10 protein-coding genes are annotated in these 12,499 nt (G+C 40.0%); 5 read left to right on the forward strand and 5 right to left on the reverse strand.

Translation table 11 applies throughout. The annotated features are described in order from the left end of the window. Nucleotides 1–23 precede the first annotated feature (23 nt). Both lepB and lepA read right to left on the reverse strand, forming a co-directional pair. The gene (gene lepB / locus GYY70_RS02835) at nucleotides 24–1,013 is read right to left on the reverse strand and encodes a signal peptidase I (protein WP_025330739.1); all 990 of its coding nucleotides are present in this window, start codon (nucleotides 1,011–1,013) and stop codon (nucleotides 24–26) included. Between the two features lie 3 nt (nucleotides 1,014–1,016). Continuing rightward, nucleotides 1,017–2,807 carry a translation elongation factor 4 gene (lepA, locus tag GYY70_RS02840; RefSeq protein WP_174831236.1) on the reverse strand — a complete coding sequence of 597 codons (1,791 nt, stop codon included), beginning with the start codon at nucleotides 2,805–2,807 and terminating at the stop codon, nucleotides 1,017–1,019. 421 nt (nucleotides 2,808–3,228) lie between these two features. Here lepA and GYY70_RS02845 point away from each other — a divergent pair, with 421 nt between their 5' ends. From GYY70_RS02845 to GYY70_RS12310, 5 genes are all read left to right on the forward strand, one after another. Beyond that, a complete protein-coding gene (locus GYY70_RS02845; RefSeq protein WP_174831237.1) occupies nucleotides 3,229–4,359 on the forward strand; it encodes a carboxypeptidase family protein in 1,131 nt (376 codons plus the stop codon). 154 nt (nucleotides 4,360–4,513) lie between these two features. After that, on the forward strand, nucleotides 4,514–5,560 hold the full coding sequence (locus GYY70_RS02850) for a lysozyme inhibitor LprI family protein (protein ID WP_174831238.1): 1,047 nt from the start codon (nucleotides 4,514–4,516) through the stop codon (nucleotides 5,558–5,560). A gap of 87 nt (nucleotides 5,561–5,647) precedes the next feature. Further along, a complete protein-coding gene (gene dinB, locus GYY70_RS02855) occupies nucleotides 5,648–6,721 on the forward strand; it encodes a DNA polymerase IV (RefSeq protein ID WP_174831239.1) in 1,074 nt (357 codons plus the stop codon). Nucleotides 6,722–6,865: 144 nt separating this feature from the next. After that, nucleotides 6,866–8,104, forward strand: a complete 1,239-nt coding sequence (gene icd / locus GYY70_RS02860; protein WP_078475624.1) for an NADP-dependent isocitrate dehydrogenase — start codon at nucleotides 6,866–6,868, stop codon at nucleotides 8,102–8,104. A gap of 154 nt (nucleotides 8,105–8,258) precedes the next feature. After that, nucleotides 8,259–8,555 carry a CHY zinc finger protein gene (locus tag GYY70_RS12310; RefSeq protein WP_110414231.1) on the forward strand — a complete coding sequence of 99 codons (297 nt, stop codon included), beginning with the start codon at nucleotides 8,259–8,261 and terminating at the stop codon, nucleotides 8,553–8,555. 9 nt (nucleotides 8,556–8,564) lie between these two features. On the opposite strand, the gene GYY70_RS02870 is transcribed toward GYY70_RS12310, so the two are convergent. The 3 genes from GYY70_RS02870 to GYY70_RS02880 all read right to left on the reverse strand — a co-directional run bounded on the left by GYY70_RS02870 (nucleotide 8,565) and on the right by GYY70_RS02880 (nucleotide 12,440). After that, nucleotides 8,565–9,338 carry a toxin-antitoxin system YwqK family antitoxin gene (locus GYY70_RS02870; RefSeq protein WP_174831240.1) on the reverse strand — a complete coding sequence of 258 codons (774 nt, stop codon included), beginning with the start codon at nucleotides 9,336–9,338 and terminating at the stop codon, nucleotides 8,565–8,567. 110 nt (nucleotides 9,339–9,448) lie between these two features. After that, a complete protein-coding gene (locus tag GYY70_RS02875) occupies nucleotides 9,449–10,795 on the reverse strand; it encodes an aldehyde dehydrogenase family protein (RefSeq protein WP_174831241.1) in 1,347 nt (448 codons plus the stop codon). Nucleotides 10,796–10,907: 112 nt separating this feature from the next. Beyond that, a complete protein-coding gene (locus GYY70_RS02880) occupies nucleotides 10,908–12,440 on the reverse strand; it encodes a peptidylprolyl isomerase (RefSeq protein ID WP_174831242.1) in 1,533 nt (510 codons plus the stop codon). Nucleotides 12,441–12,499: the final 59 nt, after the last annotated feature.

Consider the following 12,499-nt stretch of genomic DNA (forward strand, 5'->3'; position numbering starts at 1 on the left):
AATCTTGCGCCCGGTATCAGATATTACTGAATCTTCGTACCGATTCGTTTCATATCACCCATATTCAGCCATACCAGAAAGGCTTTACCTACAACAAGCTTATCATCTACAAATCCCCAATAACGGCTATCTTCACTATTGTCACGATTGTCACCCATCATAAAGTATTTTCCTGCAGGAACGGTACAACTAAACCCACTGCCATCAGTCTCATAGTTACACAATTCCCGATCTGGAAAATCAGTATGTACTGCTTGCAGAATAACGGGGGGTTGCTGAGGCATTTTCAGTATCTGAATCGATTTATTACCAAGCTGCTCAGTTACCTGCTGAGCCTGCATATTGATATTTCCAAACTGAGGAACCTGTTCGGAATAATTATAAATTTTCTGCTCATCAGTATCAGTGATTACTTTACCGTTGATTGAAAGGATTTTATCCTTGTATGTAATAACATCACCCGGCAAACCGATTACCCGTTTAATATAATTTATACGTGTATCTCGGGGGTAATTAAATACAATTACATCACCACGCTCTACTTTGTTGACCGGAATAAGTACATTATTCAGAATTGGCAAACGGATACCGTAAGTAAATTTATTCACCAGAATAAAATCACCGGTAATCAGGCCCGGACGCATAGAGCTGGATGGAATCTGAAAAGGCTCAGCTAAAAAAGTGCGCAGAATAAATACCACCAGAATAATCGGGAAAAAACCACTCATGTAATCAGTAAAGTGATTATTATCTATATGCCCCGGATTTTTTTTCTTCTGGCCACGATGAATAATCCAGGCTATTCCGGTAAACAATACAAAAATCAGCAAAACTGCGGTAAAACTCATTTTGTATGACAATACACCAAATGCACCTACCAGAATCAGCAAATATCCCCATTGTAATGCTCCGCTCCATTCCCCATTTTCTTCACGCTTTTTTGAGCTTTTCAAAAATAGAACTATCCCCAGCACCAGAAGGATTGCTGCGCCTATAATCATCGTGTTTGACATTTATTAATCTCCAACCTGTAAAATCGCCAGAAAGGCAGATTGCGGAATTTCTACATTACCCACCTGTTTCATACGTTTTTTACCGGCTTTTTGTTTTTCCAATAATTTTTTCTTACGGGTAATATCGCCGCCATAACATTTAGCCAGCACATTTTTGCGCAGTGCTTTTACGTTTTCACGAGCAATAATTTTACCGCCGATTGCCGCCTGAACCGCAATATCAAACATTTGTCTCGGAATCAGCTCACGCATTTTAGCTACCAGCTCTCTGCCGCGATGAACAGAATTACTGCGGTGAACAATCAGACTGAGCGCATCGACTTTTTCACTGTTAACCAGAATATCCAGTTTAACCAGATCTGCAGCCCTGAATTCGAGAAATTCATAATCAAGCGAAGCATAGCCGCGTGAAGTTGATTTCAGCTTATCAAAGAAATCCATCACAACTTCATTCATTGGCATTTCATAAGTCAGCATTACCTGCCGGCCCATGTATTGCATATTTCTCTGAACACCGCGTTTCTGATTACACAATGTCATTACCGCACCGACATATTCCTGAGGTAATAATATAGTTGCCGTGATAATAGGCTCATAAATTGCTTCAAGTGTACCGATATCAGGTAATTTAGACGGGTTTTCAATCTCTAAGCGTTCACCGCTTTTCATTAATATTTCATATACCACTGTTGGAGCAGTGGTAATCAGATCCATATTAAATTCTCGTTCAAGCCTTTCCTGGACAATTTCCAGATGCAGCAGACCAAGAAAACCACAGCGAAAACCGAATCCCAGTGCCTGTGAAACTTCCGGTTCAAATTTCAGTGCAGCATCATTAAGCTGTAATTTTTCCAGAGCTTCACGTAATGCATCGTAATCGTGACTCTCAACAGGATATAAACCGGCAAACACCTGCGGCTGCACTTCTTTAAAACCGGGTAAAGGTTCGCTGGCCGGCTCCCGCGCCAGGGTAATCGTATCACCTACTTTAGCCGAACCAAGCTCTTTGACACCGGTAATTAAAAAGCCTACATCACCGGCTTTTAATTCCTGCTTCTGCACAGATTTAGGCGTAAATATACCTAATTGTTCTACCTGTGTTTCGGCTCCTGTGGCCATGAAACGAACTTTATCTTTCAGACGTACCGTTCCGTCGACCATGCGTATCAGCATTACTACGCCAACGTAATTATCGAACCATGAATCAATGATTAACGCTTTTAACGGTGCATCATTTTTACCATTAGGTGCCGGTACTTTTTTTACAATCTCTTCCAGTACATCCTCAATACCGATGCCGCTTTTAGCAGAACAGCGTACAGCATCAATGGCCTCAATTCCGATAATATCTTCTATTTCTTCTATAACCCGCTCAGGCTCTGCTGAAGGTAAATCAATCTTATTCAGAACGGGCAAAACCTCTACGCCCAGGTCAATAGCTGTATAGCAATTGGCTACAGTCTGAGCTTCTACACCCTGTGATGCGTCTACCACCAGTAATGCACCCTCACAGGCAGAAAGAGAACGGGATACCTCATAGGAAAAGTCTACATGCCCCGGGGTGTCAATCAGATTAAGCTGATAAACCTGCCCGTCACGGGCTTTATACTGTAAAGCTGCAGTTTGAGCTTTAATTGTAATACCGCGCTCTTTTTCAATATCCATGGAATCGAGTACCTGTGCACTCATTTCCCGATTTTCAAGACCGCCACAATACTGAATAAAACGATCAGCCAGTGTCGACTTCCCATGGTCAATATGGGCGATAATAGAGAAATTGCGTATATTGTTCATGTAAGCCAATAATTCAAATTAATTCAGACAGCAACATTCTGGTAAATCAATACCAGAAAACCAGAAAATAACTGCTTATTTTAGCGGAATGTACTGTAGTGCGCCCAAGAATTTATAATAATTCAGAAAAGCTTTTAATTTTCAAACATTAGGGCTTAAAAGCTTTTATTAAATTTATTACTCCGGGCAAAGTGCTAATAAATTAACAGATTTTTAAATAATCACACTTTAAGCAGATATTTTAATGTTCAAATTAAATTTTAAACTCATAAAATAAATTTTAAGCAGTACAGAAATTATTTTTTTGCAAAGCGATACTATATTATCCTGCCATAAATTTTGTCTGACAAACATAGAAAGTCACTGCCAGAAAGACTACAATATCTTTAACTCAGTTGTTTATTTCAATGAAAGTAGTTGTATGCTAAAAATCAGCACACAGTTTGATGGTGGTAATATTGAGATTGTCGACTCCAGTGATCCGGCTAATATCCAGCTCAAATTACCTAAAGACAATGCGGCCGAATTTCGGCAATGGTTTTATTTCCGTGTACAGGGTGTTGCCTATCAGAATATTCGCCTGAATTTCATTAATACAACTGAATCTGCTTATCCGGAAGGTTGGGAAGATTATCAGGCAATGTGCTCTTATGATCGCATCAACTGGTTTCGTGTTCCTACAACTTTCGAAAACGACATATTAACTATTTCTCATACTCCGTTATCCAATAGTGTGTACTATGCCTACTTCGAACCTTATTCATATGAACAGCATCTGAATTTACTAGGTGACAGCCAGAGCAGCGGCTTATGCCAGATAGAAGATTTAGGCAGCACTATTCAGGGACGCGATATTAATCTGCTGACAATTGGCAATCAGGTTGCCAGCGATTTGAAAATCTGGGTAATTGCGCGTCAGCATCCTGGCGAAACTATGGCTGAATGGTTTATTGAAGGTCTGTTAGGCCGGTTATTAGATCATCAGGATCCGACAGCACGTGCTTTGCTGGATCAGGCTACATTTTATATTGTTCCGAATATGAACCCTGATGGATCCGTACTCGGTAATCTGCGTACTAATGCTGCCGGAGCAAATCTCAATCGCGAATGGTTACAGCCCAGCATGCAAAACAGTCCGGAAGTTTATCTGGTACGTGAAAAAATGCATGAAACAGGAGTGGATTTATTCCTGGATATTCATGGCGATGAATCTATTCCTTATGTATTTCTTTCAGGTAATGAGGGAATTCCTTCCTTCGATGACAGGCTGCATTCGTTACAGGAAATGTTCAAACAGGCCTTTCTGGCAGCAAGCCCGGATTTTCAGGATAAATATGGTTATGAAAAAGATGAACCGGGTAAAGCCAATTTGAATATTGCTACTGCATACATTGGCGAAACCTTCAAATGTTTAGCTTATACACTTGAAATGCCATTTAAAGACAATAATCAATGGCCGGATGACGATTTTGGCTGGAACGGCCAGCGTTCTCTGCGTTTGGGGGAAGCAATTTTAAGCCCGATTTACTCTATACTGGATAGTTTGCGTTAAATCAGTAATATTGTTTCCAAAGCCTGAGAGATATTTCAGGCTTTTTGTATTTTTGAGTAAAATCAAATGATTAATAATTACATACGCAGCATAATAAAGATGCATTATTTGTAATCAAGTTGTCTTTTATCCATTATCAATATAGGAAACAATCATGAAAAGAAGCATACTTGTATACAGCATCATCGGCATTATTTCTCTGGCAGCCTGTTCAAGGGATGATTCAGAAGCATCTAAAACAAAGCTAAGCTGCAATAGTGAGCAGCTTCGCAGTCAGATTCAGCAAACCCTGCAGACAGGTATCAATAATAATGTTCATCAGTTCGCTCAAAATGACAGCCGTCAGTTTGTAGATGCAGATAAAGTAATCAATGCCAGCCATGAATTATCTGTAGCCGTATCTGATGGCAAGCTGGATAAAGACAATAATGGTAATCCTGTTTGCAGCAGTGAGCTAAAAATTACCGTTCCAACTAATATTTGGCAGCAAATTCAGACAAATGCACCGTTGTTATTTGGTAAAACCGATTTTATTGCCCATCTGAATCAGCAGTTGCAAGGTAATGAAGTTACCCTGCATGATAATGTTTTTACTAAACCTATCCAATATGCACCTGTTTCAGACAAAACAAATGCTAATGCAGCATCTGTAACCAATTCCGCCAGCAAATTTGATCAGACTGGTATTCAGACTTTAAGTACTGTTTTAGGTAATGCACTATTACCCTATGGTATCAAGGATACAGTCATGATTGCCGGACATATGTATAATCGTGCAGATGCTATCAAGCTGATCACTAATCCCAATGCCCAGGTTTTACCATTAGATCGCCTCAGCCCGGAAGCTCAAAAGGCTAGTGATATTCTTAACGGCCATTCTTTAGCAACAGAGAGTAATAATCAGGCTGATAACAATCATGTTATCCAAAATGATATAACTGCTGATCAGTTGCAGCAGGCACGGGATAATAACCGCAATGCCAATAGTGTTATTAATGCGAAATGGCATAATCTGAACGATACTGTTCGTAATACCTTGCAGCAGGAAGAACAGAAATGGATAGCCCAGAAAACCAGTCAGTGTCAGGCAAAAGCGGCTAAAGCCGCTTCGCCTGCTCAGGCGGAACTAATACGGCTGGAATGTGATACACTAATGACTAATGAACGTATTAAGTATCTTAACGGTTATAGCCTGCATTAATTCGTCATTATTAGTCTGGACATCAGTATTATTTTTTATATTACTGGTGTCTGATCCCGCACATTTAAAAAATAATAAAGTATAAACATGTCGGATCGGAAAATCATTCATATTGATATGGACGCTTTTTATGCGTCAGTAGAATTGCGCGATCGTCCCGAATTTCAAAACAAACCTGTTGTTGTAGCATGGGATGGACCAAGGTCAGTAATTTGTGCCGCCTCGTATGCGGCTCGCAAATATGGACTGCATTCTGCTATGGCTGTATCTACAGCTAAGCGATTATGCCCTCAGGCAATTTATATTACTCCAGATTTCAATAAATACCGTGCAGTATCACAGTATATTCACAGTATCTTTAGCCGCTATACACATCAAATTGAACCCTTATCTTTGGATGAGGCTTACCTCGATGTCACTAATTATCAGGGCAATCTGCCTTATGCCCGGGATATTGCCAGTGAAATACGTGCATCTATTCTGTCTGAAACGGGTTTGACCGCCTCCGCCGGTATTGCTCCTAACAAATTTTTGGCTAAAATTGCTTCTGACTGGCGCAAGCCAAACGGTCAGTTTGTTATTGCCCCTTCGCAAGTAATGAATTTTTTGCAGAAATTACCATTAGGCAAAATTCCCGGAGTCGGTAAAGTAACTGAACAAAAAATGAATGCCTTAGGCTGGAAAACAGTCGGAGATTTAAGTCAGGTAAATTTATCTGTTTTAGTGCATCATTTTGGTCGCTGGGGATACCGGCTGTTTGATCTAGCTCAGGGGCGTGATGACCGCGAAGTTACTCCTGAACGTAACCGTCAGCAGATATCTACGGAAATTACACTTATCAAAAATGAAAATCTGATTGAAATCGCCCGCCATCTGCCTGACCTGGCACAGACATTGGTAGAAACGATGCAGCAGAAACAGTTGCAGGGAAATTGTGTAACTTTAAAATTAAAAACTGCTGATTTTCAGATTCATACACGTTCACAGACCTACTCTTCTCCTTTACCTGATGCTGCAGCTTTGATTGCTGCCGGGCAGGATTTACTCAAGCGGTTACCACCGGACAATGGCGAACAATTCCGACTGATTGGTCTGGGTATCAGCCATTTTTATCAGCATGAATATCAGCCTGATTTATGGGCTTCTGAAAATGCATTCTGATGATACCTCCCTAAAACAATTTCCGACTACATCGCACTACATTTTTCTGGCTTAAGTTAACAAAATAAAGGATAATGAGGCTGTCAGGCTGCAAGCGGGAGTAAGTAGCCCTTTATCAGAAAAAGTAACATCACAGGAGTTACCATGAGTCACATTAAAGTGCCGACAGAAGGTCATAAAATCGTTTCTGGCCAAGCTATTCCGAATGATCCAATCATTCCTTTTATTGAAGGGGATGGTATTGGTGTTGATATTACGCCAGTGATGAAAGACGTTATTGATGCAGCAGTAGCGAAAGCCTATAACGGCTCCAGAAAAATTGTCTGGATGGAAGTTTATGCCGGTGAAAAAGCCACTAAAGTTTATGGTGAAAATGTATGGTTACCGGAAGAAACACTGGAAGCCATTAAAGAATATAAAGTAGCAATCAAAGGACCGATGACTACACCGGTAGGCGGCGGTATTCGCTCACTGAATGTTGCCATTCGTCAGCAACTGGATTTATATCAGTGTGTGCGTCCTGTACAGTATTTCAAAGGCGTACCTTCTCCGCTTAAAGATCCTAGTAAAGTTAACATGGTTATTTTCCGTGAGAACACTGAAGATATTTACGCAGGTATTGAATGGTTTGCAGAAACAGCAGATGCTAAAAAAATTATTAACTTCCTGCAAGGTGAAATGGGTGTTACCAAAATCCGCTTCCCTGAAACATCCAGCATTGGTATTAAGCCTGTTTCTAAAGAGGGTTCACAACGCCTGACCCGCGCAGCTATACGTTATGCTATTGATAATGACCGAGACAGTGTTACCATTGTTCATAAAGGTAACATCATGAAATTCACCGAAGGCGGATTCCGTGACTGGTCTTATGAAGTGGCTAAAAATGAATTTGGCGCAACTTTAATTGGTGATGGACCATGGTGCGAATTTAAAAATCCGAAAACTGGTAAAAATATCGTCATTAAAGATTGTATTGCTGATGCATTCCTGCAGCAGATTTTGCTGCGTCCGGCTGAATATGATGTGATTACGACACTGAATCTGAATGGTGACTACATTTCAGATGCTCTGGCTGCTCAGGTTGGTGGTATCGGTATTGCTCCGGGAGCCAATATCTCTGATGAATATGCCGTATTTGAAGCAACACATGGTACTGCACCTAAATATGCCGGTCAGGATAAAGTTAATCCGGGATCTATTATTCTGTCTGCCGAAATGATGTTACGTCATTTAGGCTGGAAAGAAGCTGCAGATTTGGTTATTACCTCAATTGAAAAAGCCATTGCCGACAAAATTGTCACCTATGATTTTGCTCGTATGATGGAAGGTGCAAAAGAAGTCTCCTGCTCTGATTTTGGTAAAGCTCTGATTGAACGTATGTAACTTTTCATATCTTGTATTCACAAAACCGAATCCTGAAACAGGATTCGGTTTTTTTATAAAATAAAATTTTTAATTCGTTCGATATATAAAGACAGTTATCTTTAAAAACATTTATGTTCAGCTATAATGAATATTATCTGAAAAGTTGAAAACAATGATTTTAGGAATTCAAACCGACTCTTGCGGTCGCTGTGTACACTATCATAATGAAAATGATATCGCTGCCCTTCAATGTGCCCAGTGTAAACAATACTATGCCTGCTTTAAATGCCATGATTTGATGTGTAATCATACATTTGTAGCCATGACAACTGAAAATAGCCAACCGGTTATGTGTGGAAATTGCAAAACCCCCTTAACCTATAAACAGTATCAGCAATATCAGTGTCCGTTTTGTCAAGCTTCTTTTAATCCACGCTGTGCATTACATAAAGATATTTATTTTAAATAATATATATTATTAGTTATCATCAAGGTCAACAATTAGTCCGTCTTCATCCCATTCGGTTTTACGTACTAGTTCGTTCTTTTCAAATACAGATTCACTTTTTTTGGCACCTGAATCATACCAGGTTAGAACAACACCGCTGACTTTATTATCTATAATTGCAACATCAGAAATCAGATGTCCGCTGTTATCCCACGTAGTCATCGTTTTTACCACGCCTTGATGTACAGTCATATCCTGTTTTATCTGCCCGTTAGCGTACCAGCGCTGCCAGCGCCCTTCTGCTTTTCCGTTAACGAAATAAATTTCTCCGCGTTTATGGCCATTTTCATACCAGCTGCGTGTTTTGCCATTCGGTAAACCGTTTTTCCAGGTTATTTCAATCGCAAGCCGGCCATTTGGATACCAGCTATGCCATTGTCCGACTGGTTTACCATTTTTATAATTGCCTTGTAGTTTCTTTTTACCATCCGGATACGATAACTGTAATACGCCTTCTTTCATAGCCGGAATTAACTGTTGTAACTGATCTATTGGCAAAGCATATTCAGCATCATATTTGTTTTTTTCAGGTTCAGAAAGAATCTGTTCATTAACCTGATCGTTTTTTGATTGGTGAGAATTCTGATGATATTGAACCTTTGGCTGCTTATTCACAACCTGCTGGTTTATATCTGTATTGACAGCTTTATGCGCTTGGGACTTTATCTGCCATACAACTGTTATTACAATCAAAAATAGTATTATGGCGAGTACGAACCAGTAAAAGCGTCTGGCTACATACATAGTTTCTGTCCCTTTTTACTAAGTAGAATCATTATTTTATGCAATAAAAATTATATCTATAGATATTACATTCTTTTTCAAATAAATGATTGATTATATGAATGTATCAATTATTTTTGCCAGTAGGTTTTCACATTAACAAACTCATAAATACCAAATTCTGACAATTCGCGTCCGAATCCGGAATCTTTTACTCCGCCAAAAGGCAGGCGTAAATCACTACTCGTATGTCGGTTAATAAATACACTACCTACATTTAAATGTTCTGCGAATTTCCATGCCTGTGAAGTGTTCTGCGTATAAATACTGGCTCCCAGACCAAAAGGATTATCATTAGCCAGCGTTAATGCATGATGATTATCACTGGCTCGCAGAATAATCGCTACTGGTCCGAATACTTCTTCATGATATACACGACAATCCGGATTGACTTTATCCAGAATAGTAGCCGGATAAAACCAGCCTTGTACATTTTCCGGGATTTTGCCGCCAAGTAAGCATTGGGCACCCTGGGTTAGTGCATCCTGAACCTGCACATGAACCAATGTACGTAAATCATTGCGATGTAGTGGTGCCAAAGTTGTGGACGGCAGCCATGGCTCTCCCATTTGCAGTTTCCGGCAGTGTTGCATTAAAACGGCCAGAAATTCATCAGCAATGTCATTATTTATAATCAGACGTTTGGCTGCATTACATGACTGACCGGCATCGCGAAAGCGTGAATAACAAGCATCTGCAGCAGCCTGCTCAATATCCGCATCATTTAATACAATGAACGCATTGCTTCCGCCCAGTTCCATAACACATTTGCGTAAATGACGGCCGGCCAGTGCAGCCAGATATCGCCCGGTTTGGGTTGAACCGGTGAAAGCCAGTGCCTGAGTTTGAGAAATAGCATATTCAATATCATCATTACTGAGCCAGACAAGTTGTAAAGGTAAATCATCCCCTATCAATTCAAACAGCATCTGGCTGATTTTGCCTACAGAAGGTGCAGGTTTTACCAGACAGGCATTTCCGGCACATAAAGCAGGAATAGCAAAGCGCAAAATCTGCCATACCGGATAATTCCATGGCATTACTGCCAATACTGTTCCTAAAGGCTCAAAACGAACCTGACTCAGGCTTGCCTGCGTGGCAATAGTTTTATGGGCAAGCAGCTCGGGCGCTAAATGCGCATAATAACGAATCAGAGCAATAGATTTACTGATTTCTGCTTCACACTCTCGTAAACAGCGTCCTACTTCAATACAAATCTGATAGGCCAGTTCGGTTTGTGCTTGTTCCAGTCGCTGAGCAAACTCTAAAAGATAATGAGTACGTGTTTGCACATTTTCACAGGCAAAATTACGTTGTTTACTGGACAGCTGCTGATACTGTAAATCGAATTCAGCTCTGGTCAGATTTTCACGGGTAAATAGAATTTCACCTGTAATGGCATGATAACTGGTATACAACTCAAAAATCCTTCAACTGCAAACGGAAAATCTAAACTTATTGAATACAAGACAATATATGTCTGTAAAAAATATTGACCTTATAAAATTTATAAGGTCAATAATCATTTTATTATTCGTCAGCCGTATCCAGCTTTTGTACACCCTGCTTCACTTTATAGCGATTTTTTAACCATTGCAGATTAGCAACAGCAAGGTTCTGTGCCAGATTTTCACTGATAATTTGCTTAGCCTGTGGCAAAACATTACCCATATCCTGAGGTGGTTTAATTGCATTAATTTTAACCAATACTGGATTTTGCTGATCGGTAAGTAAAATATATGCCGGTTTATTGTTTGCGGGTTTGGCTTTAATCCAAAGCTGGAAATCATCCTTAGACATCATCGCTACAGCTTGTTGTGGTGTAAGATCTGTACTTGGTGACCATGAGAGACTGGAAATGTCACCTTTATTTAAATTTTCCAGAGCCTGCTTAGCTGATGCTGTCGCCAGCTTTTTGGATTCCTCGGCAATGTAGTCTTGTTGTATCTGAGCTTTAATCTCTGCAAAAGATGCCTGATGTTCTTTACGTACATCCAGTGCACGTACCACCCAATATGTTCCGTTACCCAAATCAACTGGTTCAGAATTATATCGTTTTACCAGTACATCATTTCCAAATAAAACATCTTGCAACGCTTTAGGCATCCGATTGGCATTGGCCATATCGCGTGTTACCCAACCCTGATCTACCTTGTGAATTTGTAAACCAAGCTTATCATTAATCGGCTGTAATGTTTTTGGGTTATTAAATGCCAGATCACTGACAGTTTCTTTCATTTTCGCAACAACAGCTGCACCCTTACGAATCTGAATCTCTTGAGTTAATCGTGCTTTTACACTTTCCAATGAGGGTTTCGGAGCTGATGCGGAAGTCGGAATCTGATTATATGCTTCCTGTAGCTCAGCTTCACTGACTGTTTCCTTAGCGCCCAGCTCTGCAGCAGACAATTGTACAAATTCATATTTCACAGCCTGCGGCAGATAATAACGTTTTTTATTCGCTTCGTAATAAGCTTTCAGCTTGCTGTCATCAACAGCTACCTGACTGACAAAATTTGCTGCAGGAAAGGTAATTGTTTGAACCTGACGTGCAGATTGCAACAGATTAATCATTTGTCTGGCCTGTACGTCACTTACCAGATTACCGGCTTTCATAAGATTCAGCATAGTCTGCATAGCGTACTGTTTACGCATACCGTCTATTAGAGCTTCTTCTGTCATTCCTGACTGTTGTAAAAATGCGCGATATTTGGCTTCTACAAATTTTCCGTTTTCCTGAAAACTCGGATCAGATGCAATCACCTGTTTTATCTGGCTGATAGAAACATTAATATTCATATCATTAGCAGCCTGCTGAATATAAGCCTGATCACGCAGTGTTTCATAAGCAAGCTGTTTACTTACCGGATTACCAGATGCGTTCTGTAGACGCCGCTGAAAATCATTGACGTCGTTTATTTTAATTTTTATGTCACCTACTTTGCTGACATAGTCAGAACCGGGAACAGCCAGTGAATAGCCACCTGCAAATACAAAACTTAGACAAATCGCGCCTAGAATAATCTGAGCCGGGGTTTTATATTTTTCTACAATATGAAACATGAGATTCAGTTAACTTTATTTAAAACAGACAGAGCGATATTGTAACTTTTTTTATTAAG

The organism is Snodgrassella sp. ESL0324 (assembly GCF_013344955.1).
GTDB lineage: Bacteria > Pseudomonadota > Gammaproteobacteria > Burkholderiales > Neisseriaceae > Snodgrassella > Snodgrassella alvi.

What these genes read in the sequence shown, in the direction of transcription:
- lepB (WP_025330739.1), bottom strand. Translation starts at nt 1,013, where the DNA reads ATGTCAAACACGATGATTATAGGCGCAGCAATCCTTCTGGTGCTGGGG.
- lepA (WP_174831236.1), bottom strand. Translation starts at nt 2,807, where the DNA reads ATGAACAATATACGCAATTTCTCTATTATCGCCCATATTGACCATGGG.
- GYY70_RS02845 (WP_174831237.1), top strand. Translation starts at nt 3,229, where the DNA reads ATGCTAAAAATCAGCACACAGTTTGATGGTGGTAATATTGAGATTGTC.
- GYY70_RS02850 (WP_174831238.1), top strand. Translation starts at nt 4,514, where the DNA reads ATGAAAAGAAGCATACTTGTATACAGCATCATCGGCATTATTTCTCTG.
- dinB (WP_174831239.1), top strand. Translation starts at nt 5,648, where the DNA reads ATGTCGGATCGGAAAATCATTCATATTGATATGGACGCTTTTTATGCG.
- icd (WP_078475624.1), top strand. Translation starts at nt 6,866, where the DNA reads ATGAGTCACATTAAAGTGCCGACAGAAGGTCATAAAATCGTTTCTGGC.
- GYY70_RS12310 (WP_110414231.1), top strand. Translation starts at nt 8,259, where the DNA reads ATGATTTTAGGAATTCAAACCGACTCTTGCGGTCGCTGTGTACACTAT.
- GYY70_RS02870 (WP_174831240.1), bottom strand. Translation starts at nt 9,338, where the DNA reads ATGTATGTAGCCAGACGCTTTTACTGGTTCGTACTCGCCATAATACTA.
- GYY70_RS02880 (WP_174831242.1), bottom strand. Translation starts at nt 12,440, where the DNA reads ATGTTTCATATTGTAGAAAAATATAAAACCCCGGCTCAGATTATTCTA.